Origin of the sequence: Neorhizobium sp. LMR1-1-1.1 (assembly GCF_040675795.1) — a bacterium.
GTDB lineage: Bacteria > Pseudomonadota > Alphaproteobacteria > Rhizobiales > Rhizobiaceae > Neorhizobium > Neorhizobium cellulosilyticum.
On record NZ_JBEGHE010000001.1, the window covers coordinates 682,563 to 709,214 of the forward strand.

The 26,652-nt window shown below is 59.3% G+C and carries 22 protein-coding genes; 17 read left to right on the top strand and 5 right to left on the bottom strand.

Features of this window, described 5'->3' with window-relative positions; genetic code table 11:
• The 9 genes from MRBLMR1_RS03095 to MRBLMR1_RS03135 all read left to right on the top strand — a co-directional run bounded on the left by MRBLMR1_RS03095 (position 1) and on the right by MRBLMR1_RS03135 (position 9,670).
• Complete coding sequence (locus tag MRBLMR1_RS03095) at positions 1 to 552, top strand: sarcosine oxidase subunit gamma family protein (RefSeq protein ID WP_148145822.1); 552 nt, start codon at positions 1 to 3, stop codon at positions 550 to 552.
• A gap of 173 nt (positions 553 to 725) precedes the next feature.
• The gene (locus MRBLMR1_RS03100) at positions 726 to 3,152 is read left to right on the top strand and encodes an FAD-dependent oxidoreductase (RefSeq protein WP_148145821.1); all 2,427 of its coding nucleotides are present in this window, start codon (positions 726 to 728) and stop codon (positions 3,150 to 3,152) included.
• A gap of 267 nt (positions 3,153 to 3,419) precedes the next feature.
• Entirely contained in the window at positions 3,420 to 4,322 is a 903-nt protein-coding gene (locus tag MRBLMR1_RS03105) for a branched-chain amino acid ABC transporter permease (RefSeq protein ID WP_148145820.1), read from the top strand.
• 37 nt (positions 4,323 to 4,359) lie between these two features.
• Positions 4,360 to 5,712, top strand: a complete 1,353-nt coding sequence (gene livM / locus MRBLMR1_RS03110) for a high-affinity branched-chain amino acid ABC transporter permease LivM (protein WP_500064030.1) — start codon at positions 4,360 to 4,362, stop codon at positions 5,710 to 5,712.
• Positions 5,712 to 6,590, top strand: coding sequence for an ABC transporter ATP-binding protein (locus MRBLMR1_RS03115; RefSeq protein WP_148145818.1), 879 nt, complete (start codon positions 5,712 to 5,714; stop codon positions 6,588 to 6,590). The genes livM and MRBLMR1_RS03115 overlap by 1 nt, the downstream gene beginning before the upstream one ends.
• Positions 6,590 to 7,318: an ABC transporter ATP-binding protein gene (locus tag MRBLMR1_RS03120; protein ID WP_148145817.1), complete on the top strand. Its 729-nt coding sequence runs from the start codon at positions 6,590 to 6,592 to the stop codon at positions 7,316 to 7,318. The genes MRBLMR1_RS03115 and MRBLMR1_RS03120 overlap by 1 nt, the downstream gene beginning before the upstream one ends.
• Before the next feature lie 39 nt (positions 7,319 to 7,357).
• The gene (locus tag MRBLMR1_RS03125) at positions 7,358 to 7,711 is read left to right on the top strand and encodes a DUF6867 family protein (RefSeq protein ID WP_112454103.1); all 354 of its coding nucleotides are present in this window, start codon (positions 7,358 to 7,360) and stop codon (positions 7,709 to 7,711) included.
• A gap of 140 nt (positions 7,712 to 7,851) precedes the next feature.
• Complete coding sequence (locus tag MRBLMR1_RS03130) at positions 7,852 to 8,976, top strand: branched-chain amino acid ABC transporter substrate-binding protein (RefSeq protein ID WP_148145816.1); 1,125 nt, start codon at positions 7,852 to 7,854, stop codon at positions 8,974 to 8,976.
• 193 nt (positions 8,977 to 9,169) lie between these two features.
• Positions 9,170 to 9,670: a PAS domain-containing protein gene (locus MRBLMR1_RS03135; RefSeq protein ID WP_183685232.1), complete on the top strand. Its 501-nt coding sequence runs from the start codon at positions 9,170 to 9,172 to the stop codon at positions 9,668 to 9,670.
• Between the two features lie 316 nt (positions 9,671 to 9,986).
• On the opposite strand, the gene MRBLMR1_RS03140 is transcribed toward MRBLMR1_RS03135, so the two are convergent.
• The 5 genes from MRBLMR1_RS03140 to MRBLMR1_RS03160 all read right to left on the bottom strand — a co-directional run bounded on the left by MRBLMR1_RS03140 (position 9,987) and on the right by MRBLMR1_RS03160 (position 16,191).
• Positions 9,987 to 10,913, bottom strand: coding sequence for a response regulator (locus MRBLMR1_RS03140; protein ID WP_148145814.1), 927 nt, complete (start codon positions 10,911 to 10,913; stop codon positions 9,987 to 9,989).
• On the bottom strand, positions 10,906 to 14,292 hold the full coding sequence (locus MRBLMR1_RS03145) for an ATP-binding protein (RefSeq protein WP_148145813.1): 3,387 nt from the start codon (positions 14,290 to 14,292) through the stop codon (positions 10,906 to 10,908). Before MRBLMR1_RS03145 ends, MRBLMR1_RS03140 begins: the two co-directional genes overlap by 8 nt.
• Positions 14,293 to 14,475: 183 nt before the next feature.
• Positions 14,476 to 14,820: an SMR family transporter gene (locus MRBLMR1_RS03150; RefSeq protein WP_148145812.1), complete on the bottom strand. Its 345-nt coding sequence runs from the start codon at positions 14,818 to 14,820 to the stop codon at positions 14,476 to 14,478.
• A 3-nt stretch (positions 14,821 to 14,823) separates the two neighbouring features.
• Positions 14,824 to 15,384, bottom strand: a complete 561-nt coding sequence (locus MRBLMR1_RS03155; RefSeq protein WP_148145811.1) for a TetR/AcrR family transcriptional regulator — start codon at positions 15,382 to 15,384, stop codon at positions 14,824 to 14,826.
• A 75-nt stretch (positions 15,385 to 15,459) separates the two neighbouring features.
• On the bottom strand, positions 15,460 to 16,191 hold the full coding sequence (locus MRBLMR1_RS03160; RefSeq protein WP_148145810.1) for a DUF1194 domain-containing protein: 732 nt from the start codon (positions 16,189 to 16,191) through the stop codon (positions 15,460 to 15,462).
• 255 nt (positions 16,192 to 16,446) lie between these two features.
• Between MRBLMR1_RS03160 and MRBLMR1_RS03165 the strand changes: the two genes are divergently transcribed.
• From MRBLMR1_RS03165 to MRBLMR1_RS03200, 8 genes are all read left to right on the top strand, one after another.
• Positions 16,447 to 18,339, top strand: a complete 1,893-nt coding sequence (locus MRBLMR1_RS03165) for an acid phosphatase (protein ID WP_500063633.1) — start codon at positions 16,447 to 16,449, stop codon at positions 18,337 to 18,339.
• A gap of 208 nt (positions 18,340 to 18,547) precedes the next feature.
• Entirely contained in the window at positions 18,548 to 19,837 is a 1,290-nt protein-coding gene (gene urtA, locus MRBLMR1_RS03170) for an urea ABC transporter substrate-binding protein (protein ID WP_148145808.1), read from the top strand.
• A gap of 188 nt (positions 19,838 to 20,025) precedes the next feature.
• The gene (gene urtB / locus MRBLMR1_RS03175) at positions 20,026 to 21,630 is read left to right on the top strand and encodes an urea ABC transporter permease subunit UrtB (protein ID WP_148145807.1); all 1,605 of its coding nucleotides are present in this window, start codon (positions 20,026 to 20,028) and stop codon (positions 21,628 to 21,630) included.
• The gene (gene urtC / locus MRBLMR1_RS03180; RefSeq protein WP_148145806.1) at positions 21,627 to 22,802 is read left to right on the top strand and encodes an urea ABC transporter permease subunit UrtC; all 1,176 of its coding nucleotides are present in this window, start codon (positions 21,627 to 21,629) and stop codon (positions 22,800 to 22,802) included. Before urtB ends, urtC begins: the two co-directional genes overlap by 4 nt.
• A gap of 4 nt (positions 22,803 to 22,806) precedes the next feature.
• A complete protein-coding gene (gene urtD, locus MRBLMR1_RS03185) occupies positions 22,807 to 23,568 on the top strand; it encodes an urea ABC transporter ATP-binding protein UrtD (protein WP_148145805.1) in 762 nt (253 codons plus the stop codon).
• 265 nt (positions 23,569 to 23,833) lie between these two features.
• Positions 23,834 to 24,529, top strand: coding sequence for an urea ABC transporter ATP-binding subunit UrtE (urtE, locus tag MRBLMR1_RS03190; protein ID WP_148145804.1), 696 nt, complete (start codon positions 23,834 to 23,836; stop codon positions 24,527 to 24,529).
• Between the two features lie 203 nt (positions 24,530 to 24,732).
• Positions 24,733 to 25,890, top strand: coding sequence for an alpha/beta hydrolase family protein (locus tag MRBLMR1_RS03195; RefSeq protein ID WP_148145803.1), 1,158 nt, complete (start codon positions 24,733 to 24,735; stop codon positions 25,888 to 25,890).
• Positions 25,827 to 26,648, top strand: coding sequence for an urease accessory protein UreD (locus tag MRBLMR1_RS03200; RefSeq protein ID WP_148145802.1), 822 nt, complete (start codon positions 25,827 to 25,829; stop codon positions 26,646 to 26,648). Before MRBLMR1_RS03195 ends, MRBLMR1_RS03200 begins: the two co-directional genes overlap by 64 nt.
• Positions 26,649 to 26,652 lie beyond the last annotated feature (4 nt).

Below are 26,652 nucleotides of genomic sequence, written 5' to 3' on the forward strand. Positions count from 1 at the left end.
ATGTCGCTCACTCTCTATCACCGGCATGTGCTGGAAGATTATCTCGCAGGCTTCGAGGCCAAGGCCAATCCGAACCATCTGTCCGTCATCCGCCGTCCGGCGATTTTTTCGGTGTTGGCGCATCGCGGCAATGAGGCTTCCGTCAAGCAAGCGCTGAATTCGATCGAGGGTGCTCTGCTGCATGACTGCGCGCCGGGTGAGTGGCTGGTCGTCTCGACGGCGTCAGGGGCTGCTGTGGTCGAGAACCTTCTCGGTGAAATCACAGGCGCTTCGGCTATCGATCAGAGCGATGGCCGGGTGCTGCTTAGGATTTCCGGCCCGAATGTGCGCAAGATCCTGGCGAAATGCGTGGCGGTGGATCTGCATCCCGATGCATTCTCCATCGGCGCTTCGGCCAACATGCTCTGCTGCCATGTGGCTGCCAATCTGGCGCGCACCGGAGCCGAGGCGTTCGAGATCATCGTGCCGCGTTCCTTCGCAGGCTCGGTATTCGAGGAAATGATGGAGATGGGCCGCGAGTTCGCGCTGACTGCCGCTTTTGCGGAGTGGTGAGGCGGATCGTCAGTCAGAGTGATGACTGATGACGCTCACTGGATAAGTATTTTTCGCTAAGCGACATTGGGCTTCGCAGAACGGTCTACTGAGCCGTTCTGATTGTCATTAGGCTGCGGTGAGTTGCAGCATTCAACGCATGACGAAAGTCCTGCTCTCACCGGAGAATTTGAATGAAGAGCCATGCCCGGGTTGTGGTGATCGGCGGCGGTGTCGTCGGCTGTTCCGTCCTCTACCATCTGACGAAATTCGGCTGGACGGACGTGGTTCTGGTCGAGCGGTCCGAGCTTACTTCCGGTTCCACCTGGCATGCGGCTGGCGGCATGCACACGATCAACGGTGACCCCAACGTCGCCAAGCTGCAGAAATACACGGTCGAGCTCTACAAGGAGATCGAGGCCTATTCCGGCCAGGATATCGGGCTGCACATGACGTCCGGCCTGATGCTGGCGGCGACGAACGAGCGTTTCGACTGGTTCAAGTCGCTACTCGCCAAGGGGAAATATGCCGGCGGCGAGGCGCGGCTCGTGTCGGTGGAAGAGGCGCATGAGATGATGCCGCTTCTCGATCCCAAGGAATTCGTCGGCGCCGTCTTTGATCCGCATGAGGGCCATCTCGATCCTTACGGCACGACACACGCCTATGCGAAATCGGCGAAGAAGAACGGGGCGGAAATCTATCTCCACACCAAGGTGGAGGAGCTGATCCAGCTGCCGGACGGCATGTGGCGGGTGGTGACGGACAAGGGGGAGATCCGAGCCGAGCACGTCGTCAACGCTGCGGGGCTGTGGGCGCGTGAGGTTGGCCGCATGGTCGGGCTGGAACTGCCGGTGCTTGCCATGGAACATATGTATCTGATCACCGAGGACATGCCCGAGGTGATCGAATTCAACCAAAAGTCCGGCCGCGAGCTGATGCATTGCGTCGATTTTGACGGCGAAATCTATATTCGCCAGGAACGCAACGGCATGCTGATGGGCACCTATGAAAAGGACTGCCGCCCGTGGTCGCCGATCGAGACGCCTTGGACCTTCGGGCACGAGTTGCTGGCCGAGGATATCGAGCGGATTTCCGGTGAGCTTGAGGTCGGCTTCCGGCACTTTCCGGCCTTCAATACTGCCGGGATCAAGACGATCATCAACGGCCCCTTCACCTTTTCGCCGGATGGCAATCCGCTGGTCGGGCCGGTGCGCGGCGTGACGAATTTCTGGTCGGCCTGCGCGGTCATGGCCGGCTTTTCCCAGGGCGGCGGCGTCGGACTGGCGCTGGCGCAGTGGATCATCAACGGCGATCCGGGTTTCGACGTTTTCGCCATGGATGTCTGCCGCTACGGCGACTATGCGACGCTCGGCTACACCAATGCCAAGGTGCGGGAAAACTATTCGCGCCGCTTTTCGATCCGCTATCCGAACGAGGAGCTGCCCGGCGCCCGCCCACTGCTGACGACGCCGATCTACGACAAGCTGAAGGCTGCCGGTGCCGTGTTCGGCGCATCCTACGGGCTGGAAACACCGTTGTGGTTTGCCCCCGAAGGTGTCGAAGACGCTTTCTCCTGGCGGCGCTCGACCGATTTTGACCATGTCGGAAACGAAGCAAAGGCGGTGCGTGCTTCCGTCGGCATGATGGAAACCTCGGGTTTCGCCAAATACCTGATCGCGGGTGGGCGCGCGCGGAGCTGGCTGGATCGCATGCTTGCCGGCCGTATTCCGCCGGAAGGGCGCATGGCGCTGACGCCGATGCTGAACGAGGCGGGCAAGATGATCGGCGACTTCACGCTGGCGACGCTGGAAGGCGAGGAATTCCTGTTGATCGGTTCCGGCATTGCCGAGGATTATCACATGCGCTGGTTCGAGCAGCATCTGCCCGAAGATGGTTCGGTAGAGGTGGAGACGCTCAATCTCGGCCTGCTGGGCCTGTCGGTTGCCGGGCCGAAGGCACGCGAGGTGCTGCAGAAGCTGACGCATCTCGACCTATCGGATAGAGCCTTTCCCTTTATGTCGGTGCGCGAGATCGATCTCGGCATGGCGCCGGTCATTCTCGGCCGGGTCAGCTATACCGGTGATCTCGGGTACGAAATCTGGATGAAGCCGGAATATCAGCGCTATCTGTTCGATGCGTTGATGGAGGCGGGTGCGGAGTTCGCCATTTCGCTTTTCGGCCTGCGGGCACTCAATGCTCTTCGCGTCGAGAAATCCTTCGGCAGTTGGTCGCGGGAATATCGTCCGCTCTACGGGCCGGCGGAGGCGGGGCTTGGCCGTTTCATCTCCTATAGCAAACCGGCCGATTTCATAGGTAAAGAGGCGGTGCTCGACGAAAAGCTTACCGGCGGCGCATTGAGGCTCATCACCCTGATCGTTGATGCCGTGGATGCCGACGTCATCGGCGACGAGCCGATCTCGCTTGATGGAGAGGTGAGGGGATGGGTGACTTCGGGCGGTTATGCTCATGCATCCGGAGTCTCGGTCGCCATGGGCTACGTGCCGAAGGCGATCGCCGAGGTGGTGAATGGATGGCAGATTGAGATTCTGGGAGAAATGCTGCCGGCGCGCCTGCCGCCTGTGCCGCTGTTTGACGCAAACGGGTCGCGAATGCGCTCTTGATAGTTGTAAACTCTATAGAAAATCACTGGTTGGATAGGGCGTTATTGCACGCCGAAAACGCTCATTTTCTGTGAGGTTCATGCCGCATTTCTGGCATTCCTGAGTGTATTTGCGCCATCCTGGGCAAAAGCTCGTGAAAATTGATCTGCCTCTTTCTTTTGCACTTCACATTTTTAACGAAACGGATAGGAATCAAAAAAATTGAAGATCTCATCAGGTCTTTGAAAGAATGGTGCGGCCGCAAAGGACCGCATTAGGGGAAACTATATGGAATACTTTATCCAGCAGCTCATCAACGGGCTGACTCTCGGATCCATCTATGGCCTCGTGGCAATCGGCTATACGATGGTTTACGGTATCATCGGCATGATCAACTTCGCCCATGGCGATATTTTCATGCTCGGCGGCTTCGCTGCCCTCATAATCTTCCTGATCCTGACATCCTTCTTTGCCGGCATTCCGGTAGCGCTGCTGCTGCTGTTGATGCTGCTGGTCGGTATGCTGATGACGGGCCTGTGGAACTGGACGATCGAGCGCGTGGCCTACCGGCCGTTGCGCGGATCCTTCCGCCTTGCGCCTCTGATTACGGCGATCGGTATGTCGATCGCCCTGTCGAACTTCATCCAGGTGACGCAGGGACCGCGCAACAAGCCGATCCCACCGCTTGTCACCGACACCTATCACCTCGGCGCGATTACCATTTCGCTGAAGCAGATCCTGATCGTGGTGATTACCTCGATCCTGCTGTTCGCCTTCTGGTACATCGTGAACAAGACACCGCTCGGCCGCGCCCAGCGCGCGACCGAACAGGACCGCAAGATGGCGGCACTACTCGGCGTCGATGTCGACAAGACGATCTCGATCACCTTCATCATGGGGGCAGCACTCGCGGCGGTCGCCGGGGCGATGTACCTGATGTATTACGGTGTCGCATCCTTCAACGACGGGTTCATTCCGGGCGTTAAGGCCTTCACTGCAGCCGTTCTTGGCGGTATCGGCTCGCTGCCGGGCGCCGTTCTCGGCGGGCTGCTGATCGGCCTGATCGAAAGCCTGTGGTCGGCCTATTTCTCGATTGCCTACAAGGATGTGGCGACCTTCGCCATCCTTGCGATCGTGCTGATCTTCAAGCCGACCGGCATTCTCGGTCGTCCGGAAGTGGAGAAGGTCTGACATGGCTTACACCACTGAAAACAACCAGTCCGGCCAGATGGCAAAGGCCATCAAGGAAGGCATTTTCGCGGGCCTGATCGCGTTCGGCATGTTCCTGCTGTTCGTCGGCATCGAGACCTATCAGGACATCAACAACCAGCTGGTCTGGCGCACGCGCTGGGGGCTGCTTGCGGTCTTCGTCGCGGTTGCCGCCATCGGCCGCTTCGTGACGGTCGGTTTCATCAAGCCGCATCTCGACAGCCGCAAGCTCGCCAAGGCGAAGAGCGGCGTTCTGGAAATCTCGGACGAGAAGGGCTTCTTCCGCACGCATTTCCTCAAGATCGCACTGATCTTCCTGCTCTGCTATCCGTTCCTGGCAATGCTCATCTTCGGCCGTCAGGGCTCGCTGAAATATGTCGACAACTTTGGCATCCAGATCCTCATCTACGTGATGCTCGCCTGGGGTCTCAACATCGTCGTCGGCCTCGCGGGCCTGCTCGATCTGGGTTATGTCGCCTTCTACGCGGTCGGCGCCTATTCCTACGCGCTGCTGTCGGCCCATTTCGGCTTCTCCTTCTGGCTGCTCCTGCCGATGGCCGGCATTCTGGCCGCGCTCTGGGGCATTATCCTCGGTTTCCCGGTTCTGCGGCTGCGAGGAGACTATCTTGCGATCGTGACGCTCGCCTTCGGTGAAATCATCCGCCTCGTGCTGATCAACTGGACGGATGTCACCCGCGGCACGTTCGGCATCTCGGGCATCGAGAAGGCGACCTTCTTCGGTATCTGGTCCTTCGACGCAGGCACGCCGAACAATTTTGCCAAGGCCTGGGGTCTGCCGACCTCGTCGGTCTATTACAAGATGTTCCTGTTCTATATCATTCTGGCACTCTGCATGCTGACGGCATACGTCACCATTCGCCTGCGGCGCATGCCGATCGGCCGCGCCTGGGAAGCACTGCGTGAGGACGAGATCGCCTGCCGTTCGCTCGGCATCAACACCGTCACCACCAAGCTGACGGCGTTCGCTACGGGCGCAATGTTCGGCGGTTTCGCCGGCTCGTTCTTCGCCGCCCGTCAGGGTTTCGTCTCTCCGGAAAGCTTCGTCTTCCTGGAATCGGCGGTCATCCTTGCTATCGTCGTTCTCGGCGGCATGGGATCGCTCACCGGCATCGCCATTGCGGCGGTCGTCATGGTCGGCGGCACGGAATTGCTGCGCGAAATGGAGTTCCTCAAGCATGTCTTCGGGCCTGACTTCACGCCTGAACTCTACCGCATGCTGCTCTTCGGTCTGGCGATGATCATCGTCATGCTGTTCAAGCCGCGCGGCTTTGTCGGCACCCGTGAGCCAACCGCCTTCCTGAAGGAGAGAAAAGCTGTCTCCGGCAGCTTCACCAAGGAAGGCCACGGCTGATGACGACCGGGACCATGACAATGACAAAAGACGCTATCCTCAAGGTCGAACACCTGTCGATGAAGTTCGGCGGCCTGATGGCCATCAACGACTTCTCGTTCGAAGCCAAGCGCGGCGAAATCACCGCACTGATCGGCCCGAACGGTGCCGGCAAGACCACGGTGTTCAACTGCATCACCGGCTTCTACAAGCCGACCATGGGCATGATCACGCTGTCACGCGACAACGGCAAGGAGTTCCTGCTGGAGCGCCTGCGCGATTTCGAGATCAACAAGGTGGCGGGTGTCTCCCGCACCTTCCAGAACATCCGGCTGTTTTCCGGCCTGACGGTTCTGGAAAACCTGCTGGTCGCACAGCACAACGTGTTGATGAAGGCTTCGGGCTTCACGATCCTCGGTCTCCTCGGCTTGCCGACCTACAAGAACGCCGCGAAGGCGGCGATCGAGAAGGCGCAATACTGGCTGGAAATGGCCGATCTCGTCGATCGTGCCGACGATCCGGCAGGTGACCTTTCCTATGGCGCGCAGCGCCGCCTGGAAATCGCCCGCGCCATGTGCACCGGGCCGGAACTTCTGTGCCTGGACGAACCGGCAGCCGGTCTCAATCCGAAGGAATCCCTGACGCTCAACACGCTGTTGCGCGCCATCCGCGACCAAGGCACGTCACTGCTCCTGATCGAGCACGACATGTCGGTCGTCATGGAGATTTCCGACCATGTCGTCGTTCTGGAATATGGTCAGAAGATCTCCGACGGCACGCCGGATCATGTGAAAAACGACCCGAAGGTCATAGCAGCCTATCTCGGCGTCGAGGATGATGAAGTTGAAGAAATCGAGGAAAAGCTGGACAAGGGCATTATCGAAGAGGGGACCGTCTGATGGCCGGTGAAACCCTCCTGAAGGTCCAGGGTGTCGAAACCTACTACGGCAATATCCGCGCACTCTCGGGCGTCGATGTCGAGGTCAACAAGGGCGAAATCGTCAGCCTGATCGGCGCCAACGGCGCCGGCAAGTCGACCCTGATGATGACAATCTGCGGGGCACCGCAGGCTAAGACCGGCCAGGTCATCTTCGACGGCGAGGATATTACCAAGCTGCCGACGCATCTGATCGCGCGCAAGCGCATCGCCCAGTCGCCGGAAGGCCGCCGCATTTTCCCCCGCATGACGGTGCTGGAAAACCTGCAGATGGGCGCCAATCTCGACAACCTGAAATACTTCAAGGAAGACGTCGAGAAGGTCTTCGTCATGTTCCCGCGCCTGAAGGAGCGGCAGAGCCAGCGCGGCGGCACGCTTTCGGGCGGCGAGCAGCAGATGCTGTCGATCGGTCGCGCGCTGATGTCGCGTCCGAAACTGCTGCTTCTGGACGAGCCGTCGCTCGGTCTGGCTCCGCTGATCGTCAAGGGCATTTTCGAAGCGATCAAGACGCTCAATAAGGAGGAGGGGCTGACCGTCTTTCTCGTGGAGCAGAACGCATTCGCGGCGCTGAAACTGTCGGACCGCGCCTATGTCATGGTCAACGGCAAGGTGACGATGAGTGGCTCCGGCAAGGAGCTTCTCGCCAATCCGGAAGTCCGTGCCGCCTACCTCGAAGGAGGCCGGCATTGAGCGCGATCACCATTTTTACGGCCAGCGGAGTATACTGACATGCAGGGCCTGTTTTTCGAAACCGATACGGTGGTCCGCTATTTCCTGCGCGGCATCGTGCTTTTGCTCGGCTTCTGGACCGCCTGGCGGTCCGGCAAGGCTGCGGCCGAGGGCTGGAACGGCTATCGCGAAGTCGTGATCTATGCGGTCCTGCTCACCGTCGCCATGCAGTTCCTGCATTATGCGCTGTTCCAAGGGCCGTTCATCAACGCCTTCTACTTCATTCTGGACCTCATTCTCCTGTTCGGCTTCGCCCTTGCGGGTTTCCGCATCCGCCGCACCCGGCAGATGGTCCAGAACTACTACTGGCTCTACGAGCCGACCTCAGCTTTCTCATGGAAGAAGAAAGATTGACACCAGAACAGTTCTGAATTCAGATCGGTTTTGGCAAAGATAAATACACCAAAAGGTGGAACAGCTTCCGGCGCAATAATGGTGGGTATTGTGTCGGACCCCAAAAAACCTCTCACCTCATAATAACTGGGAGTTATTCTATGAAGAAGTCTCTTCTTTCCGCAGTTGCGCTGTCGGCCATGGTCGCCTTCGGTGGCAATGCATGGGCTGATATCGTCATCGCCGTCGGTGGTCCGCTGACCGGTCCGAACGCAGCCTTCGGTGCACAGCTGCAGAAGGGTGCCGAACAGGCTATCGCCGACATCAATGCTGCTGGCGGCATCAACGGCGAAAAGCTGACGATCGCGCTCGGCGACGACGTCTCCGACGCCAAGCAGGGTGTATCTGTCGCCAACAAGTTCGTTGCCGACGGCGTCAAATACGTGGTCGGTCACTTCAACTCGGGCGTTTCGATCCCGGCTTCGGAAGTCTATGCCGAAAACGGCATCCTCGAAATCACCCCTGCTGCGACCAACCCGGTCTTCACCGAGCGCGGCCTGTGGAATACGTTCCGCACCTGCGGCCGTGACGACCAGCAGGGCGGCGTTGCCGGCAAGTATCTTGCCGAAAAGTTCGCTGACGCCAAGATCGCGATCATCGACGACAAGACGCCTTACGGCCAGGGTCTCGCTGAAGAAACCAAGAAGGCTTACAACGCTCTCGGCAAGAAGGAAGTCGTGCGCGAAGGTGTCAACACCGGCGACAAGGACTTCTCCGCCCTCATCTCCAAGATGAAGGAAGCCGGCGTTTCGATCATCTACTGGGGTGGTCTCCACACAGAAGCCGGCTTGATCATCCGCCAGGCGAAGGACGCAGGCCTCAAGGCAACGCTCGTTTCTGGTGACGGTATCGTCTCCAACGAACTTGCCTCGATCGCTGGCGATGCCGTCGAAGGCACGCTCAACACGTTCGGCCCCGACCCGACGCTGATCCCGGAAAACAAGGCACTGGTCGAGAAGTTCAAGGCCGCCGGCTTCAACCCGGAAGCCTACACGCTCTACTCCTACGCCGCCGTCCAGATCATTGCCGAAGGCATCAAGGCTGCCGGAAGCGCGGACGATGCCGAGGCCGTTGCCAAGATCCTGCACGAAAAGGGTCCGTTCAAGACCGTTCTCGGCGACATCGCCTTCGACGAAAAGGGCGACCCCAAGCTTCCGGGCTACGTCATGTACGAATGGAAGAAGGGTCCGGACGGCAAGTACAGCTACTTCCAGCAGGGCAGCTAAGCTCTAGCCGATATATGATGCTTCATGGAAAAGCCCGGTTTCGACCGGGCTTTTCTCGTTTCCAGGTAAGAGATCGTTCTGTTACCCCCCCCCAAAAAAAACGGGGCCAATTCTTAATAGGTCATAAACTGTAATTTACGAATTTCTTATATTTCAAATAAGTGATCTGAGAATGTTTCAGAAAAGGATTCGCATGTCCCCGCTGAATACTGAACTCAGTGCTGCATTTTTATCTTGTGGGATGGCTTTTTTCAGTTGGGATCTGGCTGAAGATCGGTTCTACGGCGACGTTGCCTTGGCGGAGCTCTTCGATATTGACGCAAGCGTCATGGCTGCGGGCCTACCAATTCTGTCGCTGATCGAGCGAATATCAGTTGAAGACCGTAGTAGGGTCGCTGCATCCATTCATCGAGCAATTACCAGCGGCCTTGTCTATCAGGAGCAATACCGCATCAATCACGGCAAACGAGGCGCTGTGGATGTGCTTTCCGTCGGTCGTTGTCTCAGGGATGATGCAGGGACCCCGTTCATCTACAATGGCACGATCATGGAAATTTCGAGCAATGTCGCCTCTTGCATTCCCGATCCGCTTGCCAGTCATTGCAGGTCGGCGCTTGAGCTTGCCCAGAAACGAGGCAATGATCTTGCTGCGCGTTATCTTTCTTCAGCGCTGAAGGTCATCGGTGCGGCTTGAGCGGGAACGGGCTGGAATTTCGCCAGCTTCGTGATGACGTCAAAAATCCTGGCTTCCTTTTCGGAGGCCGACAGGTGTCGTCGGTTGCTGTCCTGTTTCAACGTCTTTACGAGGTTGATGAGGGAGGCGATGGAAGAGTTGCTATCGTCGGATGTCATCAGCTCGACCTTGTGGGTGCCGTGACTCTTTATCCGCTTCGCTGCGGCGCAACAACGAACGTCAGATTGTAATTAGGAATATAATATATTCTATTTGTTGAATGTAACTATGGCGCACATTTTTCCGAGGTTCGCGTGGGCGCCAAGGTCAAGCGTATTCAGCTGTCCTCATGCAGGACATGTGCTGCCCTCACTGCCGCCGATGCCCGGTTTTCCACGCCAAGCTTGACGTAAATCTGCTCCAGGTGCTTGTTGACCGTGCGTGCGGAGAGGCCAAGAATTTCGCCGATGTCGCGGTTTGATTTGCCCTTGGCGATCCAGAGGAGGACGTCGGATTCCCTTGCCGTCAGCGGGAAATGCTGGCGCAGGACTTCAGCGCCGGGCCGACGATTGTTCGCCGTCAGCCGGAACAGGAATTCATCGGCACTCAGGCCTCCAAGATAGGAGAGCTGCAGGCCCTTCTCATCGCCGTCTTCTAGCGAGAAGGCGGCATCGCGCGAAAAGCCTGGACGATCGCGCTCAGCCATCCATGTCGCAATGCGCCCGGCAATCAGTTCCAAACCGTCATCGCGGTTGGTGGCGGCATTGATCAGCCGGGTTGCCTGTGGCGTCGACCATTGAATGCTGCCGTCAGCCCTGACGGCAAGCAGGTGCCGGCCGGCGGCATCGAGTGCAACTCGGGCGCTCTGAGCAGAACGGGCATTGGTGAGATGCACGCGGATGCGGGCTCTGAGTTCATCGATGTTGATGGGCTTGGTCAGATAGTCGACGCCGCCTGATCCGAGTGCGTGGACGACATGCTCCGTCTCGGTGAGGCCGGTCATGAAAATCACCGGTACCTGTGCCACACCGGCATTGGTTTTTAGCCGGCGGCAGGTTTCAAACCCGTCCATGCCGGGCATGACTGCATCGAGAAGAATGAGATCGGGCGTGATCTTGTCGACGATATTGAGCGCCGACTGACCCGATGTTGCGATCAGCACGGAGAAGCCGGATTGCTCCAGTGCTTCGGTTAGAAAGCCGAGCGCATCGGGGCTGTCATCGACCAGAAGAACGATGTCGCGGGGCGTCGTGGTGTCAGCCATCGCTTATCTCCTCCTTGTCCAGGCGTTCCAGAAATTTCATGTAGCCGGCCATGTCGAAGGCCTTGAGATAGAAACCAAGCTCGTCCGCGAAGGGGCGATTGGTCTCGTCAGCGGCAAGATCGGCAAGCTTGGCTTCTATACCCCGCACGTAACCAATCTCTCCAAGGCGCAGCAAGTCCTGCACATGGCTCGTCCCCGGACTTATGACCGGTTTTTTCGCCGCAGCGATGGGCAAGGGCGGTGTTTCGCCCTCATAGACCCAGGAGAGCCCGAGATGTGAGGCGAGCTTGTCGGCGAGCCGGCGCAGATTAACCGGCTTGGAGAGCGTATCGTCATGGCCTTCGCCCGCAGCATCGGCCGTCGTTCCGTCGCCGATATTGGCCGAGAGCATGATGATCGGTGCATTCTGCCCTTCATCACGCAGGCGGGTTACGAGCTGCCAGCCGCTCATGCCGGGCATGGAAATGTCGATCAGGAATATGTCGGGCTTCACCCCCTCGATCAGCGTCAGGCATTCCGGGCCGCCGGCAGCGGTCAGCACGACGAAATCCATGGGAGCCAGCACTTCGCGCATCAGGTCACGGTGATCCTGATTGTCGTCGACCACGACAACCGTGCGGCGCGGACCGGTGTAGGAGACGATCTTGCGCTCGGTGGCGGGTGTGGTGTTCGGCCGCTCGACGGCAGACAGCATCAGTCTCACGCGGAAGGTCGAGCCTTCGTCCTTGACGCTCTTGACCGAGATCTCGCCGCCAAGGGTGTTGGTGAGAAGCTGGGTGATGGTCAGGCCGAGACCTAGCCCCGGCATCGGCCTCACGCTTTCTGCCTCGCCGCGCTGGAACGGTTCGTAGATCCGGCCGAGGTCCTTTTCGGCAATGCCGCGCCCCGTGTCTGAAATGGTGAAAGTCGCGACCTGGCTGCGATAGGCGATCTCGAAGCGCACTCTGCCTTCATCGGTGAACTTTATCGCATTGGACAGGAGGTTGACCAAAATCTGCCGCAGCCGCTTTTCGTCGGTGCGGACATAGTGCGGCAATGAGGCCGCGCGGATGTGCTCGAATTCCAGACCCTTGGCCTGAGCCTGAAGGCCGAACATTTCGACGATCTGGTCTAGAAAATCCTGGATATTGATCTCGTTGGAATAGACTTGCAGACGGCCCGCCTCGATTTTCGATATGTCGAGAAGGCCGTCGATCAGGCCTGAAAGATGATCTGCCGAACGCTTGATGACCTTGATCGCCGACTGGCGCGGGGCAGGGATGGTCTCGTCACGCTCGAGGATCTGGGCGTAACCGAGCACGGCGTTGAGCGGTGTGCGCAATTCGTGGCTGAGGCCGACGACATAACGGCTCTTGGCGCGGTTGGCAGCCTCTGCCGTTTCCTTGGCGTCCTGGAGTGCTGCATCGGTCTTCTTGTGGGCGGAAATTTCCTTCAGGAGCAACGTGTTCTGGCGCGAAGATTCCTCTTCCGCGACGACTCGGCTGTCATGGGCGAGAACGTAGAACCACGAGACGATGCCGGCGATGATGGCGAAGACGAAAAAGACGATGGAGATCGTGCCGTAGATGATCTCCGCATTGGCCGGTGCCGCTTCGCCCGCCTGATAGGCGACCATGGCAAGAATCGAGCCGATCAACGAGATCGAGACGACGGCTGTCGTTGCATAACGTCCGAGCCGTGTGGTCAGCTTGTCGATGATCCGGTCGGACAGGAAAGTCCGGGCGACCGTTCCGACCTGTGTGTTGAGGCGCGCATGCGGCTTGCACATGTCGTGGCAGCGGCTGTCGAGCGAGCAGCAGAGCGAGCAGATGGGCGCCGCGTAGGCCGGACACCAGGCCATGTCCTCGTGTTCGAAAGGATGTTCACAAACCGAACAGGTGATCGAACCGAGCGTCTTCCAGCTCTGGCGCGGTTTGCGGGCCAGGTAATATTTGCCGCGGGTGGCGAAGGCGATCGCCGGGGAGATTACGAAAGCGGACAAGGTAACATAGGTCGCGAGCGACACCATCAGCTCGCCAAACGCGCCGAAATGCGCAGCAAGCGCGATTGTCGTCGCACCGAACATGGCACCAAGGCCGACCGGATTGATGTCGTAGAGATGGGCGCGCTTGAACTCGATGCCAGGAGGGGAAAGCCCGAGCTGTTTGTTGATGAACAGGTCGGCGGAGATCGTGCAGAGCCAACTCATGGCGACGATCGAGAAAATGCCGAGCGTTTCCTCCAGCAGCCGGTAGATACCGAGTTCCATCAACAAAAGCGCGATGGCGACGTTGAAGACCAGCCAGACGACGCGGCCCGGGTGGCTGTGGGTCAGCCGCGAGAAGAAATTCGACCAGGCGAGCGACCCGGCATAGGCGTTCATCACGTTGATCTTCAACTGCGAAACGACGACGAAGGCGGCCATTAGCAGCAGTGCCGCCGTCTCGTTGGGGATCATGTAGCCGAAGGCTGCCAGATACATGTGCGCCGGATCGGCTGCCTCGTTTGCGGGGACGGCCGTCGACAGGGTCAACACGGCGAGGAAGGAGCCGGCCAGAAGTTTCGGCACGCCCACCACCACCCAGCCGGGGCCGGCGAGGAAGACGGCGAACTTATGCCGCCATTTGCGCATGCCCTCGGGAGGAAGGAAGCGAAGGAAGTCGACCTGCTCGCCGATCTGCGGCATCAGCGCCAAAATGACAGCGGATGCTGCTCCGAATTCCACGAGGTCGAAGGGGGCAGTGCCGCCGATCTCGCCATTGGAATGCCCGATCCCGGCAAAGGCGCGCCAGAGATCGAATTTCTCCCAATCGAGAAAAGCGATGAAGATGAAGGGCAGGATGTTGAGAACGATCCAGAAGGGCTGGGTCAGGAGCTGAAAGCGTGAGATCAGTTGCACGCCGTATATGACGAGCGGGATCACCACGATTGCGCTGATGATGTAACCGAGCCAGAGGGGAATGCCGAAGGCGAGTTCGAGTGCGCCTGTCATGATGGATGCCTCGATGGCAAACAGCATGAAGGTGAAGCTGGCATAGATCAGCGAGGTGATCGTCGAGCCGATATAGCCGAAGGACGCGCCGCGGGTCAGGAGGTCGATATCGACACCGTGGCGGATCGCGTAACGGCTGATCGGCAGCCCTACAAGCAGCATGACGACCGCAGCCGCCATGATGGCGAAAAAGGCGTTGGTCGTGCCGTAGGAAAGGGTGATCGCACCGCCGATCGCCTCCAGCGCCAGAAAGGAGATCGCGCCGATCGCCGTATGCGAGATACGGCTGGACGAAAATCTTCGCGCGCTCTTTGCGGTGAAGCGAAGGGCGTAATCTTCCAATGTCTGGTTGGCGACCCAGCGGTTATATTCCCGCCGGACCGGAATGATCCGCTGCCGCGCTGCCATGCCTTGTTTTTGATCCCTTGGGAGGAGTGATCGTCAAAAAGGCACTTTCGGTGCTGGATCGCGGTTTTGCAACCGAATTGACGCGGTTAGAGCGTTTCGGCTGCCGGAATCGCTAAATCGCTCTATTCTTTATTTCCACGCAATTCCGGAGACAAAACCGGTACCCACTTTTGCTGGCATTGCTCAGTGCGCAACCGTCTTCGAAAAGACGTTGACGATGACAACGCCGGCGATGATGAAGCCGAGACCGATCATTGCTGCCATGTCCAGGCTCTGGCGAAAGACGATCAGGCCGACTGCCGAGATCAGCACGATGCCGAGACCGCTCCAGATCGCATAGGCGATGCCGACCGGCAGCACGCGCAGCGTGATCGACAACAGATAGAAGGCCGCGCCGTAACACAGAGCCATGCCGAGCGTCGGCAGAATGCGGGTGAACTGCTGGCTCTGCTGCAGAAGTGTGGTGCCGACGACTTCCAGTGCGATGGCGGAGAGCAGTGAGCCGTAGGTGATGAGGGCGGGATTCACGTCTTATGTCTTTCGTGTCATTGATATGAGTTGTTCGATCAGGGCGTCCTGGCCTGTTGCCTCGACGCCCGAATATTCCAGAAGGCCGGCAAGCCAGAGGCCATCGGCGGCATAACGGGCAATACCCAGTTCAGGTCCGGCATCCGTTTCTGCGTGTCGTGCAAGCCGGGACGCGTACCAGTCGGACCACATCGCCTTCATCTCGGGATCCGTCAGCGAAGAGAGGGGAAGCGCGTTCCAGTTGCTCGCGCCCTGGCTCTCGGCATTGGCAAAGGCCCGGATGTAAGCGCGCGTGAAACGGCCATAGGCGTCCCGGTCGTCTTCCAGAAGCGCATCGATCTGGGCGTCCAGTTGCTCCAGAAGATCGTGAAAAACGGCCTGAACGAGCGCCTGCTTGTTGGGGAAATGGTGCAGCAGCCCACCTTTCGTCACATGTGCAGCATCCGCCACTGCCTGCAGTGTTACTGCAGGCAGACCCTGTTCTTGCGAGATCTGGGCGGCGCAATCCAGAAGCGCGCGGCGAACGATTTCCGGCTGCTTCTTACGTTCGTGAGCTTCAGTCATACCTAAACATACCAGATGGTCGGTTTGTTTTGCAAGTGGTCGAACGACCACGTGTTTTCGTCGTCACTCATCGATTCAGTGGGGCGCAGAAGCGGGCTGGGCAACGCTTGCAACAAATCGCGGCGACAGTTCGCGTTTCAGCTTCTGACGGATAGCAGCAGCGTAATCGTCCTGACTTCTGATTGTCATTGTGAAGCCGCCGGTGCCGCGTATGACATCCTGCGCATAATATGCGGCAAGACCGTCATCATCGTCGGCGATCGCAAGAGCGTTGATCGTCACGCCCATCCTAATCGTCCGTAGGCGGGCCTGATAGAGCGTCGCCCTGACGCGCTGTTTCGGCAGCATCGTCTCGCGGCCGTCGCCGGACAGATTGATGATCAAGCGCCGCGCACAGACGCCGGGCTCAGATAACTTGTCGAGGGCGGACCAGAGGCCGCTGCCGATATTGGTGTCGCCATAGACGTGCCGTTCGTTTCGCTCCAGCCCCTCGGCAAAACCTTCTGCTCCCACTCCGTCATAGACCACGAACCAGCCGAGATCTTCGGTCGGAAACTCGCCATCACCCCAGAACACCGCGGAAAGCATCACCGTACCGGCATCCTTCAAGGCCGACACGACGCCATCATCCCTGAGGGCTGCCGCTATCGCCGATTTCTGAAACCGATATTCGCTGTTGGTAACGCTGCCCGATCCGTCGATCGCCAGTACCAGTGCGACATCGGCGCATATTGGCTGAGCCGATGCGACGCTACCGCATGCCGAAAGCAGCAGCGTAAGCGACGCCGCTTTCCCCCATCGAGACATTTCGTTGCCCTCCAACCCCGCTCGATTGGAGTATTTTAGCACATCTTTAAATTCTGGACATGAAGAAATGCGGAGCGGCGGAATACAGTGGTCGGCAGATCTCTAACAAACACCCCGCCGAACTTGCATCCGGTGATACACCTATCTCGATATGGCGATGGAATTGAACCGGTGAAAGCCATGTTGCCGCAACATACATGTCACAAAGTCGCGCTAGTTAGCTGATATCCCTTCATGTTTTTTAGAGGTTTTACAGTGTCTGTTTCGATCAGGTTTCGCGGTGCAACGGCGCTTCTCACCGTGCTGCTCCTTTCGCCATCCATAGTTTTGGCGGAAACACGAGCGGCACCCTATGTGGATACAGGCGCCAGCAACAAGCGCGGCGATGCCTGTTTTGCGACCAAGGACACGAATGCCGCTGTCCATGTTCTATCCGGTTTTCTCGAAGTCTGGACACCGCGTTCGGCTTTTGTCGATGCAGGGGTGGAAGCGCCTGCGAAGGATAATTGCCCTGCAATTAGCAAGTCTGACTGGGATGGCATTCCGTACAGCGCCACCGACGGTACGATTGTCAATCAGCCGCTGCACAGGGCCAATATCGATTATGTGGTGAAAATCACGCGCGGCCGCACCGCCGAACAAGCATTTGCCGCGTATCTCGATGATCGCCGCGGCAAGAACGCCAGCATTGTCGATGGCCTCGGTCCCCTGGCCGAAGCCTGGAGAGAGGGCGCCAGGCAGACGACGACGATTACCGATGTCGCCGCAGACGCGACCACGGTCAAGCATGATGACGATGGCAACAATCGCGGCCTGGGAAGCAAGCCTGACGAGAAGGCCAAGACTGCGGCCAATCCCGATCTCGGCCTGGCTGTCGATTTCATCAACATGGCAAGCGAAGAAGCTTCGACGGAGCCCGCTAAACGTTATTTCAAATATGCTCGCCCCTATCGCTGGAGCAACGATGTCGTGGTGCTGCCGACGCTGGAGCCGGCCAAAAGCCAAAAGCCGGCCGAAGATGGCGGTTTCCCGAGCGGCCATACGGCAGAAGCCTGGCGCGACGCGATTGCGATGGCCTATCTCGTGCCGCAGCGTTACCAGGAAATGCTTACGCGGGCCGCGGTCATGGGCGACAATCGTATCATCGCCGGCATGCATTCGCCCTTCGATGTGATCGGCGGCCGGGTGCTGGCAACGGCGCAGGTCACCTACAATCTCAACAGGTCGCAGAATGCGGATCTGAAAAAGCAGGCTTATGATCAGGCACAAACCTGGCTGAGCGCAAAGGTCGGTGTGGAAAGCGCAAGCGAATTGGCACGGTTCGCCCAGTCACAGCCGGTATCCAGTGATCGCTTCGCGGATCGCGCCGTCAATGCCGCCCTGATCGAAAAGACGACGACCTACGGCCTGCCGGCAATCCATCCGATCGACCAGCCGGCCCGCGTGCCAGAGGGGGCGGAGGTGCTGCTCGAAACGCGCTTGCCTTATCTCGACGCCGATCAGCGCCGTGACGTGTTACGCACCACCGAGATCCGTTCCGGCTTTGCCGTTCTCGATGACGAAGAAGGCTATGGCCGCCTCAACCTTTTTGCTGCCGCCGATGGTTATGGCGCATTCGATGCGATGACCACGGTGACGATGACAGCCGGGAAGGGTGGCTTCAACGAGATCGATACCTGGAAAAACGACATTTCCGGCAAGGGTGGCCTGACGAAACGCGGTGATGGCACCTTGGGCCTGTCCGGCACCAACACTTATGGTGGCGGCACCATGGTCGAAGCCGGCCTGCTGGTTGCCTCTTCGCAGTCGGCGCTAGGCACCGGCAATCTCGAGATCGCCGGCGGTGAAGTTGTCATGGCCGCACAACAGCCGGTCCTTCTGGGCGGAACTTTCAGGCAGGCCGATGCGGGCCAGCTGACGCTGGTTGTCGAAGGCGGCAAGCCTGTCGTGGTAATCAAGGGGGCGGCACAACTCGGCGGTTCGCTTGTGCTGCGGATGACCGAGGATAACCTGCCGAAGGCTGGCGAAAGCATTCAACTGATCAAGGCAGGCTCGCTTTCCGGAACCTTCTCGAAGGTCGAGATCAATGGCGTCGAAGGTAATGTCGAATACACGCCGGACGATGTGATCCTGACCGTTGGCAAGTAATGCTCCGGTAAACCGGACGGACTGATCCGATCGCCGCGACCGCAAGGATTGCGGCGATCGACGTCCCGCCGCAACCTGCTACCACTTTCCCCCTCTGCATACGTCATTTTGCGTATGTGGTTTTGGGCTGTCGCACCCGATAGTCCCCTCAGGCAACGGTCAACGTCACCGTTGTGCCAACAAACCAAAAAAGAGGGGGTTTGATCCTATGAGCTTCAAGGCGAAACTGGGCGGAGCGCTGCTGGCTGCCGCACTTTCCACCACGGCCTTCCACGGCGCATTCGCGGCCGACGACACGATCAAGATCGGCGTTCTTCATTCGCTCTCCGGCACAATGGCGATTTCGGAAACCACGCTGAAAGACGCCATGCTGATGCTCGTCGAAGAGCAGAACAAGAAGGGCGGCGTGCTTGGAAAGAAGCTCGAAGCCGTTGTCGTCGATCCGGCCTCCGACTGGCCGCTGTTTGCCGAAAAAGCCCGTCAGCTGATCTCCCAGGACAAGGTTGCCGCCGTCTTCGGTTGCTGGACCTCGTCTTCGCGCAAATCGGTGCTGCCGGTCTTTGAAGAGCTGAACTCGATCCTCTTCTACCCGGTCCAGTACGAGGGTGAAGAATCCTCGCGCAACATCTTCTACACCGGTGCTGCTCCGAACCAGCAGGCAATCCCGGCCGTCGATTACCTCGCTTCGACCGAAGGCGTGGAGCGCTGGGTTCTCGCCGGCACCGACTATGTCTATCCGCAGACGACCAACAAGATCCTGAAGGCCTACCTGATGTCCAAGGGCGTCAAGGAAGAGGACATCATGGTCAACTACACGCCGTTCGGTCATTCCGACTGGCAGACGATCGTCTCCGACATCAAGAAATTTGGCTCGGCCGGCAAGAAGACCGCCGTCGTCTCGACCATCAACGGCGACGCCAACGTGCCGTTCTACAAGGAACTCGGCAACCAGGGCATCAAGGCTGAAGACATCCCGGTCGTCGCCTTCTCCGTCGGTGAAGAAGAGCTTGCCGGTCTCGACACGACACCGCTTGTCGGCCACCTTGCCGCCTGGAACTACTTCCAGTCCGTCGATGCGCCGGTCAATGCCGAGTTCATCAAGACCTGGCATGCCTATACCAAGAACGACAAGCGCGTGACCAACGACCCGATGGAAGCAGCCTATATCGGCTTCAACGCCTGGGTAAAGGCCGTCGAGGCTGCCGGCACGACCGACACCGACGAAGTTCTCGACTCGATCATCGGCGTCGCCGTGCCGAACCTTTCGGGCGGCACCTCCACCGTCATGCCGAACCACCACATCACCAAGCCGGTGCTGATCGGTGAAATCCAGGCCGACGGCCAGTTCGACATCGTGCAGGAAACGCCTGCCGTCGTTGGCGACGAGTGGTCTGATTACCTGCCGGACTCGAAGGACCTGATCTCCGATTGGCGCAAGCCGATGTCTTGCGGCAACTTCAACGTCGCCACCGGCAAATGCGGCGGCAAGGGTAGCTGATCTCTCACCGCTCGGGGCAAAGACCCCTCCCAACCCTCCCCACAAGGGGGAGGGCTTAACCTAGCCGCCCCGCCGCAGTTGACCTGAGCCGGGGCGGATGCCGCGAGTTTTCTCCCCCCTTGTGGGGGAGATGGCCGGCAGGCCAGAGGGGGAAGACGCCCCCGCCACGCCATCCGGGGGACAGACACATGCTTATCCGTTTCATCACACTGATCTTTCTGGTCCTTGCATCCGCGGCGACATCCTTCGCGCAAGGCAGCGACCCCAAGCCGCTGTTTGACCAGCTGGCGGACGCCAATTTCAACCAGGCGGAAACGCTTGTCGGGCAAATCGCTGCGACCGGGGATCCGCGCGTGGTGCCGGCGCTGAATGCCTTTTCCGAGGGTGACCTTTATTTCCGCAAGTCCGACAAGGCAGTCTTTTCCGCCAAATCTGCCGGTTCTCAGCTTGAGCTGATCGACCCGGTTACCGGTGAGAGCGCCGGCCAGGTGGCAAAAGGCGCGGTCACCAAAATCAAGGTCAACAACAATCTGCGCCGCGCTATCCGCGCGGCTCTCGGCGGCCTGACGCTGATGAGCCCGGATCGTGGTGCGCGCCTTTCCGCCGCCGATGCGATCTTGCGTTCGCCAAGTGCCGAAGCTCTCGAACTCGTCGAGGCCGCACTTGCCAAGGAGACAGATGGCGAAGTGAAGGCGCGCATGGAAGAGGCGCGTGCCGTGTCGCTTCTTTCCTCCGATCGCTCGATCGATGAAAAGCGCGCGGCAATCGAAACGATTTCCGGCCTCGGTGCGAGCGGCCTAGGTGTGCTGAATTCCGTTTCTTCATCCATCGATCCCAGCCTCAAGCCGGATCTCGACAAGGCGATCGCCTCGATCCAGAACGCACAGCAACTCTGGAACCTCGCCCAGAATGTCTGGTACGGCATGTCGCTCGGCTCGGTTCTGCTGCTGGCCGCCATCGGCCTTGCCATCACCTTCGGCGTGATGGGCATCATCAACATGGCGCATGGCGAGATGGTCATGCTCGGCGCCTATTCCACTTTCATGGTGCAGGAAGTGATCCGCGAGAACGCGCCCAGCCTGTTCGACTGGTCGCTGGCAATCGCGCTGCCCGTCGCCTTCCTCGTCACCGGCCTTGTCGGTTTCGTCATCGAGCGCGGTGTCATCCGCTTCCTTTACGGTCGGCCGCTTGAAACGCTGCTCGCCACCTGGGGCGTGTCACTCATTCTGCAGCAGGCGATCCGCACGATCTTCGGTCCGACCAACCAGGAAGTCGGCAATCCGTCGTGGATGTCCGGTTCCTTTCCGCTCGGCGGCATGACGATCACCTATAATCGCATGTGGATCATCGTTTTCTCGTTGACGATCTTCTTCGCGCTGCTCTTCGTGATGAAGAAGACGGCCTACGGCCTCAACATGCGCGCCGTCACCCAGAACCGCCGGATGGCGTCGTCGATGGGCATTCGCACGCCCTGGGTCGATGCGCTGACCTTCGCTCTTGGTTCGGGTATCGCGGGCATTGCCGGCGTGGCGCTTTCCCAGATCGACAACGTCTCGCCGAACCTCGGCCAGAGCTACATCATCGACAGTTTCATGGTCGTGGTCTTCGGCGGGGTGGGCAATCTCTGGGGTACGCTGGTCGGCGCACTGTCGCTCGGCATCCTCAACAAGTTCCTCGAACCGTCCGTCGGGGCCGTGCTCGGAAAAATCCTCGTGCTCGTCCTCATCATCCTCTTCATCCAGAAACGTCCGCGCGGCCTGTTCGCGCTCAAGGGAAGGGCGGTGGAAGCATGATCTCCGGCTTCATTCTTCGTGCACTCGAAGGCAGGATCGTCGTCACCGTCGGTATTCTTCTCGCCGTCGCCATCATCGTGCCGGCGCTCAACCTGCTGACCGCACCGGACAGCGCGCTGCATATCCCGACCTATGCCATGGCGCTGATGGGCAAGTATCTCTGCTACGCGCTCCTGGCGCTCGCGCTCGATCTCGTCTGGGGCTATTGCGGCATCCTCTCGCTCGGCCACGGCGCATTCTTCGCGCTCGGCGGGTATGCGATGGGCATGTATCTGATGCGCCAGATCGGTTCGCGCGGCACTTATGGCAATCCCGACCTGCCGGATTTCATGGTCTTCCTCAACTGGAAGGAGTTGCCGTGGTTCTGGTACGGGTTCGACATGTTCCCCTTCGCCATGCTGATGGTCCTTGTCGTTCCGGGCCTGCTCGCCTTCGTTTTCGGCTGGTTCGCCTTCCGCTCCCGCGTCAACGGCGTCTATCTGTCTATCATCACCCAGGCGATGACCTATGCCCTCATGCTCGCCTTCTTCCGCAACGACATGGGTTTCGGCGGTAATAACGGCCTGACCGACTTCAAGGATATCCTTGGCTTCCAGGTGCAGGCGGGCGGTACGCGGGCCGTGCTCTTCGCCATGTCGGCGATCATGCTGGCGCTCTGCCTGATCGTCGCCTCGGCCATAACACGGTCGAAATTCGGCAAGGTTCTGGTCGGTGTGCGCGATGCGGAAAGCCGGGTGCGCTTTCTCGGTTTCCGCGTCGAGAACATCAAGCTGTTCACCTTCGTCGTCTCGGCCATGTTCGCCGGCATTGCCGGTGCGCTGTTCGTGCCGCAGGTCGGCATCATCAATCCGGGCGAATTTGCGCCTGCCAACTCGATCGAAGTGGTCGTCTGGACGGCTGTCGGCGGCCGCGGGACCCTGATCGGCCCGATCATCGGCGCGATCCTCGTCAATGCGGGCAAGAGCTATTTTACCGGCGCATTCCCTGAATTCTGGCTGTTTGCTCTTGGTGGGCTGTTCATCGCCGTCACGCTGTTCCTGCCTAAAGGCATTGTCGGCACTATCCAGCATGGCTGGAACGCCCGCAAGGCGATGAAGGCTGCGGCAGATGCGGAAAAGGGCAGGAATGCCGGCGCTGCGCCGGTCACGCAACAGGCTCAGGCAGCGGAGTGAGACGATGAACACGATTGCCGAAACCAGAAGCAAAAGCCTGCTCTATCTCGAAGACGTTTCCGTCTCCTTCGACGGGTTCAAGGCGATCAACTCGCTGTCGCTGGTGGTTGAGCCGGGCGAGCTTCGCGCCATCATCGGCCCAAACGGCGCGGGCAAAACGACGATGATGGATATCATCACCGGCAAGACCCGACCGGATACGGGTAAGGTGATCTTCGAGGATACGATCGACCTGACGAAAAAGGACGAAGCCGACATCGCCCAGCTCGGCATCGGCCGCAAGTTTCAGAAGCCGACGGTGTTCGAAAGCCATACGGTCTGGGACAATCTGGAGCTGGCGCTCAACCGTTCCCGCGGCGTGTTTGCCACGCTGTTCTACACGCTGAGCGCCGACGACAAGGCGCGGATCGAGGAAATCCTCTCGACGATCCGCCTGACCCATCGCGCCCACGAATATGCTGCCAATCTTTCCCACGGTCAGAAACAGTGGCTGGAGATCGGCATGCTGCTGGCCCAGGAGCCGAAGCTGCTTCTCGTCGACGAGCCGGTGGCCGGCATGACGGATGCAGAAACAGCCGAGACGGCAATCCTGTTGCGCGAGATCGCCAAGACCCGCTCGGTCGTCGTGGTCGAGCACGACATGAGCTTCATCCGCGATCTCGGGGTGAAGGTGACGTGTCTGGCGGAAGGTTCGGTTCTGGCGGAAGGTTCGATCGATTTCGTCTCCAGCGATCCGAAGGTGATCGAGAATTATCTGGGGCGGTGATGGAGAGCGCAGTGGTCTTGATACCCCCCTCTGGCCCGCCGGCCATCTCCCCCACAAGGGGGGAGATCGGCTGGGAGCGATCCTTCTGCCTCAAGCACGCATCTCTTCCGGTTTCGATTTCATCGCGGGATGATGTCTCGCCTCCACTCGACCTTCAAAGGGGGGCGAGTGGTCGCCTTCCTCCGATCTCCCTCCTTGTGGGGGAGATGCCCGGCAGGGCAGAGGGGGGTAATGCCATCCTCCTGAGCAAACAGGGAGGCTCCCCATGCTGACAGTCAACAACGTCAATCTCCACTATGGCGCAGCGCAAGCCCTTCGCGGGGTCTCCGTCAATGCCGAAATGGGCAAGATCACCTGCGTGCTCGGCCGTAACGGCGTCGGCAAATCCTCGCTCTTGCGCGCCGTCACCGGCCAGCATCCGGTCTCCGGCGGCACGATCAGCTTTCAGGGGGAAGTGCTGAACGGGCTTGCGCCTTATTCCCGGGCCAAACACGGTATCGGTTATGTACCGCAAGGGCGCGAGATATTTCCGCTTCTGACCGTTCAGGAAAACCTGCAGAGCGGTTATGCGCCGCTGGCGCGCAAGGATCGATATATTCCCGACGAGATCTTCTCGCTGTTTCCGGTGCTCAAAACCATGCTTGGCCGCCGAGGCGGCGACCTGTCAGGCGGACAGCAGCAGCAGCTGGCGATCGGCCGGGCCATGGTCACGCGACCGAAAATCCTCGTTCTCGACGAGCCCACCGAAGGCATCCAGCCATCGATCATCAAGGATATCGGCCGGGCGATCCGTTATCTGCGGGATTCAACCGGCATGGCGATCCTGCTTGTCGAGCAGTATCTGGACTTCTGCCGCGAGCTTGCCGACCAAGTCTACATCATGGATCGCGGCGAGATCGTGCATGAAGGCCCTGCCGAAACCTTGGATACGGCAGAAGCAAGGCGGCATCTAACAGTTTAATGGTGAATGTTTGCATTGCTTACTTTGATCCAAGGCATATCAATGCTTCAACAGGTGTGTTAGATGAACCGCAGATGAACGACATCTCCGAACATCGTTGACAACCCGCACCCCATGATGAGGCGCTGATGGTCTTTGCATGCATTCCTGGTCACCGTTCCCGCTCCGCTCTTGTTCGCTTCGTCGCGACCGGAGCGTTTTTCTTGGCTGCAGGCTCAGTTTTCGCTGCTTGTGGTCAGCCGATGGCGCCGGGTCGCCATGCGATGACGATCGAGAGCGACGGTGTTGACCGTCAGGCCGTCTATTATGTTCCGTCTTCCTATACCGGCCGCGACAAGGTTGCCGTCGTGTTCGATTTTCACGGCAGCAACAGCAATCCGGATGGGCAGCTGAACCGATCGTCCTGGGACAAGGTCGCCGAGAAGAACGGTTTCATTGCAGTCGCGCTGCAGGGCAGCCTCCCTGGCAAGGTGCCGGGGACCTATGCCTGGAACGTGCCTTTCGTGCAGGTGAGCAAGGCCATCATTCCGACCGGCGCGCAGGGCGGTCTCGACGAGATCGCCTTCATCGATGACGCCGTCGATGAGGTGAAGGAAGATTTCTGCGTCGATGCCAACCGCATCTTTGCTTCCGGTTATTCCGGCGGCGGGCGCATGCTGTCGGCTTATGTCTGCTCGGGACAGGATGATTTTGCCGGTGCCGGTTTCGTCAATTCGCTGCGTGCCGGCCGACCGGTCGAGGTTGATGGCAAATGGGGGCCGGACAAGGCCAATTGCAATCCGGCCAAGCCTATCTCCATCGTCGCCTTCGCCGGCGAAAAGGATGCACAGAACCCCTATGCGGGTGGCGGTTCCGCCTATTGGCAATATGGTTTCAACACGGCGATCCAGCGCTGGAATGATCTCGACGGCTGCAAGGGCAATGGCGACCCTAAAACCGTCGATGGCGTGACCTATACGATGTACGGGACCTGCAAGAACGGCGCGCGGATTGCAACTTACGTCTTCGAAAAGGGCACGCATGACTGGCCGAAGCCGCTTGCTGCCAAGGAAGCCGTCATGGCTGCCGCCAAGGATGGTGCTGCGAGCGTGACCAAGGTTGCGGCCGTGGTGCCGGCCAAGCAGCCCGCCTTCGACGCCAATGTTGATCCCGCTTTCCGGATGTGGGACTTCTTCGGCAAGGCCGACACGACGGATGTCGTTGCGACTGCAACGCCTGCAAAGTCGACTGCGTCCATGAAGTCTGGCACAGCCATTGCTTCTGACTGCGCAACACAGGCGGAACTCGAAGGTACATCGTGCAGCATTCCTCAGTCGAACACTATGCGCCGCAACGGGCAAGGGGTTCAGGGCGCCTTGTAACCAAGGCTTTTGACGGCCGTACACGGCTCGACGAGTTCTTCCAGGAAGGCTGCGCAAAAATTCGCCTTCCGGAAACCTTTTCGCCTGAAATGGAGGCGATTCTCATCAATACGTCAGGGGGACTGACGGGCGGCGACGTGATCGATTGGTCCGTCGCCGCTGCGGCTTCCACCAGGCTTTCGGTCACCACCCAGGCGAACGAGAAGATCTACAAGGCGTCATCCGGCACTGCCTCGGTTTCCACTCATATCACTGTTGGCGACAATGCCTCCGTTCATTGGCTTCCGCAGGAGACCATCCTGTTCGACCGGGCGTCACTCAGTCGCCGCCTCGATGTCGATCTTGCCGAAAGCGCTGAATTTCTCGCCGTCGAAGCTGTGCTTCTGGGGCGCCGCGCGATGGGCGAGGCGGTCGCCAACGGATTTTTCCGCGATCGCTGGCGGGTGCGCCGCAATGCTCAGTTGATCCACGCCGAAGAGATGCGCTTCGAAGGCGAGATTGCGCAAATGGCGCAGGCCGCGGCCGTGCTTTCCGGCCAGGTCGCCTTCGCCACACTTTTCCATACGGGGCCTTTGAGCGAATCCATGCTGCCCAAGTTGAGGGAGTGCATCGGCAATGCCGGTGGTGCGAGTTACTGGAACGGCAAACTGATCGCGCGGATCGCCGCACCCACGGGCTTCGATTTGAGAAAAATCCTGGTACCGGCAATTTCCGTATTGCGTAACGGCGCGCCAGTGCCGAAAGTCTGGCATATCTGATTTG